This window comes from Mesorhizobium sp. M4A.F.Ca.ET.022.05.2.1, from assembly GCF_003998845.1.
Taxonomy (GTDB): domain Bacteria; phylum Pseudomonadota; class Alphaproteobacteria; order Rhizobiales; family Rhizobiaceae; genus Mesorhizobium.
This window is the reverse complement of sequence record NZ_RZOJ01000371.1, coordinates 1-5,986: the sequence shown is the minus strand read 5'-3', so window position 1 is coordinate 5,986 and position 5,986 is coordinate 1. Positions and strand designations below refer to the sequence as shown.

Below are 5,986 nucleotides of genomic sequence, written 5' to 3'. Positions count from 1 at the left end.
CCCTTGGAGATGCTCGCCTTGATCTCGGCCCCGTCGATCGGCAGCGTTCCGTCGGCGACGTCGTCGAGCGCGAAGAAGCCGCCCTGGTCGGTGCGCTTGAGGAAGGCCGGCAGGTTGAGCCCGGTGAGCGCGCCCGGCCCGACGGTTGCCGAGACAGAGCCATCGGCGTTTTCGAAGATGGAGTTCCAGGATTTGCCCGGCCCCTTGAGGATGACCGAGACGGTTGCCGTCCCGACAGGCACCAGTCTCGTCATCCCTGCCGCCGTGGCGAAGGCGCCGCCATCGACGTCGGAGGCGAGAAGCCGGATCTCGACCTGCGTGCCTTCGAGCTTGCGGTCGAAGCGCAGGCTGCTCTGGATGTTGCCGCCGAAGGCAGAGGCGTCGGAAATGTCGAAGACGGCAAGTCCGTTCTTGACCTGCGCCGTAGCGGCGACGTCGGCAAGCTGGACCGGTCCTGCCGTGGCATGCGCCGCCGACACGCGGAGGTCGAGATTGATCTTGTCGGCGAAGCTGGTGTCGATCTCGCCGGGACCCGTTTCGCCGGTTGGCGCCAGCGGCGTGAAGGCCGAGAGGAACGATCGGAGGTCGAGCGTGTCGAAGGCGAGCGTGCCGGAGATGACCGGCAGTGCTTCGCCGAAGGAGAAGTCAAGCGCTCCCATCCCCGGATTGTTGTCGAGCGCCACAGTGGTGTTTTCGAACTTCACCCGGCCGGCCGCCGCCGTCACCTTGCTGGCGACCGAGACCGAGCCGATCGCGGCTCCGGGCGCGATGCCGGCCTGCGACCACTCCAGCGCGCGCCGCAGCGAGGGCGCGGCGAATTTCGCCTGGCCGTCGAAATAGGCGTTGTCCGACATCGAGGCTACGCCTTCGAAGGAGAAGGTAGCAGGTGCCGCCTTGACGGAGAGCGTGAGCGGAGCAGCGCCCCCCGCGAACAGTACCAGCGGCTTGGGCGACGCGAAGTCGACGGCGACGCTTTCGCCGCGCCAGATGCCGGTCGCCGTCAGCGTCGCGTTGCTGTTCATCGCCGCCCAGTTCGCCTGCCCGGTCAGGCTGCTCAGCATTTCCTGGTCCTTGCCGCCGAGCGAAGCCACCACGCGGCCGTCCCTGAATTCCACCGTGCCGAACGGGTCCGAGGGCAATTTGCCGAGATCGGGCTTTTGCGGGTTGGCGGTGACGAGGCCTCGCGCGGTGTCGATCGAGCGCGTGATGCGGCCGCCGGTCGGGATGGCCGGCAGGAAGAAGCCTCTGGCGGTGCGCTGGACCCTGATCGTCGGCCGCACCAGCCGCGCCGTCGAGAACACGACGTCGCCTTGCAAGGCGGCCATGGCCGAAAGATCGACCTCTACCCGTTCGGCCTCGATCACCGGCGGCGCGTCGGTCTCGGTCCATTGCGAAAGCGTCACGTCGGTCAGGATGGCGCGGAAGGTGGGCCAGACCTCGATGCGCGGCGAGCCATCGATAGTAACCCTGAAACCGCTCCAGGCGCTCATTTCCCAGGCGATGCGGTCGCGCACGATGCGGGTCGAGGCGATCAGCGGCAGCGCGGCGACGACCAGCGCGATGACGAGCACGGCAAAGCCGATCGCCCATGCTCCGCGCCGGATCAAAGATGATGGCATATCGCCCTATATGCTTCCATTGCCGACAAATCGTCCGACGGATGTACCCCAGCGCCGACGCATTTCAAGTCTTTATGGCCCGGCGATGGCATTTGCGCACATCTGAAGCCGCCGGCCGAACAAAATCTTGCTCTGCTGCGCTGCGGTATGCATAAGCGGTGCCACCGGCCTGGACGCCGACGCAAGACCAGATCGACGCGGCGCCCATGACCGCCTTCATGAAGGCCGCGGCGGCCAAGACGGGTACGGCCTTTTCCTCCTATGCCGAGCTCCACCGCTGGTCGATCGACGAGCGCGAGGCGTTCTGGGGCCTAGCCTGGGATTTTTGCGGTGTCGTCGGCGACAAGGGCGAACGCGTGCTGGTCGACGGCGACAGGATGCCGGGCGCCGCCTTCTTTCCCGACGCCAGGCTGAACTTCGCCGAGAACCTGCTGAAGAAAACCGGCTCCGGCGATGCGATCGTTTTTCGCGGCGAGGACAAGGTCGAGCGGCGGCTGTCGTGGAACGAACTCAATGCGCTGACGTCGCGCCTGCAGCAGCTCTTCCTGTCGCTGAAGGTGAAGAAGGGCGACCGCATCGCGGCAATGATGCCCAACATGCCGGAGACCGTCGCCGCCATGCTCGCCGCCGCTTCGATCGGCGCCGTCTGGTCGTCCTGTTCGCCGGATTTCGGCGAGCAGGGCGTTCTCGACCGTTTCGGCCAGATCGAGCCGGTGGTCTTCATCGCGCCTGACGGTTACTGGTATAACGGCAAGGCGATCGAAGTCGCCGACAGGGTCAGGGCGGTGGCGGCCAGGCTTGCGAGCGTCCGCAAGGTGCTGATCGTCGACTATCTCGGCACCTCGGCCGACGTCGCCGCGACCATCGACAAGGCGGACGCCCTGGAGGCGGCCTTGTCGTCCTTCGTCGCGAAGCCCGTAAGCTTCGAACGGCTGCCGTTCGCGCACCCGCTCTACATCCTGTTCTCCTCCGGCACGACCGGCATTCCGAAGTGCATCGTCCATTCGGCCGGCGGCACGCTGATCCAGCATGTCAAGGAACAGCGCCTTCATGCCGGCCTGCTCGATGGCGACCGCCTGTTCTACTTCACCACCTGCGGCTGGATGATGTGGAACTGGCTGGTCTCCGGCCTCGCCTCGGGCGCGACCCTGCTGCTCTATGATGGCTCGCCCTTCTATCCGGACGGCAATGCGCTGTTCGATTTTGCCGACGCCGAGAAGATGACCTATTTCGGCACCTCGGCGAAGTTCATCGATTCCGTGCGTAAGGCCGGCCTCAAGCCGATCGGCACGCACGATCTCTCGAGCGTGCGCACCATCTCGTCGACCGGTTCACCGTTGTCGCCGGAGGATTTCCGCTTCGTCTACGACGGCATCAAGACGGATGTGCACCTGGCCTCGATCTCCGGCGGCACCGACATCGTTTCCTGCTTCGTGCTCGGCGTGCCGATCGAGCCGGTATGGAGCGGCGAGATCCAGGGGCCCGGGCTCGGCCTTGCCGTCGATGTCTGGAACGACGACGGCAGGCCGGTCAGGCAGGAAAAGGGCGAACTGGTCTGCGCCAAGGCCTTTCCGGCGATGCCGATCGGCTTCTGGAACGACCCGGAGGACAAGAAATACAGGGCCGCCTATTTCGAGCGCTTCGACAATGTCTGGTGCCATGGCGATTTCGCCGAATGGACGGCGCATGGCGGCATGATCATCCATGGCCGCTCCGACGCGACGCTCAATCCGGGCGGGGTCAGGATCGGCACGGCCGAGATCTACAATCAGGTCGAGCAGATGCCGGAGATCCTCGAGGCGCTGTGCATCGGCCAGGATTTCGACAATGACGTGCGCGTCGTGCTGTTCGTGCGGCTGGCCGCCGGCGTGAAGCTCGACGAGGATCTGGAAAAGCGCATCCGCGCCAAGATCCGCACTGGCGCCAGCCCGCGCCATGTGCCGGCCAAGATCGTCGCGGTCACCGACATTCCCCGCACCAAATCGGGCAAGATCACCGAGCTCGCGGTGCGCGACGTCGTCCACGGCCGCGCCATCAAGAACAAGGAGGCGCTGGCCAATCCGGAAGCGCTGGAACTGTTCCGCAATCTGCCGCAGCTCGCCGACTGAACTGCCCTGGCATGGTTAACGAAAAATGTCGGCCGAATTTACCTAGATTTCACGAGTGGTACACATTCGTAAATTTTTTGGCGGCCCGGTAAGAACTTGTTAAGGGACGGCGCCGATAGTCGCACGTAACTTGAGGGAGAAATCCCGTTCCTCGTCCCCTGAGGTTCAGATTCGCTCAAGCCCCCGTTGTGACAGCAATCCCATCCTTAAGGCGTCCCGTTGGACGCCTTTCTTTTTCCCGCAGTGCGCTATTCGGCCAGCACCCGGGTCGATGGGAAGGCGACTTCCACCAGCGTGCCTTCGCCGGGCGTCGAGGTGATGCTGAACCGCGCCCGGTTCGCTTCCACCATGGCCTTGGTCAGCGGCAGCCCAAGCCCGGTGCCGTCACCGCGTCCGCGCTTCAGCGCATTGATCTGCTTGAACGGCTTCAGCGCCTGCTCGATCTCGGCCTGGCTCATGCCGATGCCGGTGTCGCGCACCCGCATGACGACGTCGCCGGAGGTCTCGTAAGCGGTGGACACGATCACCTGGCCGCCGGCCTGCGTGTAGCGGATGGCGTTCGACAGGATGTTGAGCGCGATCTGGCGCACGCTTCTGAGGTCGGCCACCACTTCCGGCAGCCGCGAGGCGAAGCTGGAACGGATGATGACGCGCTCGCGATTGGCCTGAGGCTGCATCATTGCCACCGTTTCGGCCAACGTGTCGTTGAGCGACACCGCCTCGTAATCCATCTCCTGCTGGCCGGCCTCGATCTTGGAGATGTCGAGCAGGTCGTTGACGAGGTCGAGCACATGGTTGCCCGACCGGTTGATATCGCGCAGATAGTCGCGGTAGCGATCGTTGGCGACAGGACCGAACTTCTCGTCCACCATCAGTTCCGAGAAGCCGATGATGGCGTTGAGCGGCGTGCGGATCTCGTGGCTGATGCGGGCCAGGAAATCCGTCTTCTGCGAGGAGGCGCGCTCGGCCACGGCGCGTGCCTGGGTAAGGTCTTCCTCGGCCCGCTTCCACTGCGTGATGTCGCGCACGACGGCGCAGAAGCCGCTGTCGCCGGGCAGCCGGCCGATGGTCATGAACAGCGGAATAAACCGTCCCTGCGACTCGCGCCCGATTACCTCGCGGCCGTCATTGAGCACGCTCGCCACGCCGGGTTCGGACAACCCGCCAAGATAATCGCGCGCCGCGCGCTGGCTCTCGATGGCGAACAGCGAGGCGAATGGCTTGCCGGCGACCTCGTCGCTGTCGAAGCCGAACAGCGCTTCCGCCGGCCGGCTGATCGAGCGGATGTTGCCGTCGCGGCCGATCAGCACCACGCCGTCGGTGGCGGTGTCGATGATGGTGCGCATTTCGGCGATGCGGCTCTTCAGCTCGGAAGTGTCGGGCTGCTGGGTGGGCTCGTCATTGGCGGCGCTGAAATGCGCGGGCGCCGCGCCCTCCTCGCCGGAGCGGCGCACCACCAGCATCAGCGCCTTGCCGGCGCGCCACGGCACCGAGCGCAGGATGGCGTCGATCGGGAATTCCTGCCCGTCGCGCGTCTTCAACTTGAGCGCATGGTCGCTTTCGCCGGCAGCGCCGTCCTCGGGTGGCGAATAGGGATCGGCAAATAGGGCGCCGAGCCCGCCGGCATCCGTCAGCTCGTCGAGCGTGTCATACCCGGTCAGGCGCAGGAACTCGTCATTGGCATAGTAGAGCGCGTCGCCGGAGTGGATGAGCAGCGGCACCGGCAGCTTGCCGAGTATGGAGGTATCGGGCGCCTTGGCTTCCTCACCGGTCGAGAAAGCCGATGGCACGAAGCCGTCGAGCCGCAGCGGCGGCACCTGCAGGCGCGGCCGCTCCGCCGCGGGCGCAGCCGCATCGGCAGGCCCGGCATCGTCGGGGGAGGCGTCCTCACCGGACGCTGCCCAATCCTCGCTGTCCTCGGCATCGCGGAAATCGTCCGCGGTCATGCTGTCGTCGCCGGCGCGGCCGTCGGGCGGTGTCCCGACAATATCGAACCGGGTATCAGCGGGCTCCGCGGCCTCTGCCGCTGCCGTCGTTTCGTCCGGTCCGGCAACCGGCGCGGCGTCGCTGCTTTCGGCCACCGGGCCGGTCTGGTCGTCGCTGCCCGCGTAGTCGAGCAGCGAGCCCGAGACCGGGGGCGGGGTAGCCTGGCCGGCGGAAGGTTCTTCGGCAATCTCGTCCGGTTCGCCGTCGAGGCGAGCCAGATCGCTCTCGTCCTCGGCATCGTTCTCCTGCGGTTCCGCCGGTTCCGCATCGTCT

3 protein-coding genes are annotated in these 5,986 nt (G+C 65.9%); 1 reads left to right on the top strand and 2 read right to left on the bottom strand.

What is annotated here, in order from left to right:
* Window positions 1-1,619: AsmA family protein (locus tag EN745_RS27845; RefSeq protein ID WP_145992162.1), on the bottom strand; the 1,619-nt coding region annotated here is incomplete at its 3' end.
* Between the two features lie 158 nt (window positions 1,620-1,777).
* Here EN745_RS27845 and EN745_RS27840 point away from each other — a divergent pair.
* Complete coding sequence (locus EN745_RS27840) at window positions 1,778-3,727, top strand: acetoacetate--CoA ligase (RefSeq protein WP_127422740.1); 1,950 nt, start codon at window positions 1,778-1,780, stop codon at window positions 3,725-3,727.
* Between the two features lie 248 nt (window positions 3,728-3,975).
* On the opposite strand, the gene EN745_RS27835 is transcribed toward EN745_RS27840, so the two are convergent.
* The coding region (locus EN745_RS27835) for a histidine kinase dimerization/phospho-acceptor domain-containing protein (RefSeq protein ID WP_127422739.1) at window positions 3,976-5,986 on the bottom strand (2,011 nt) is incomplete at its 5' end.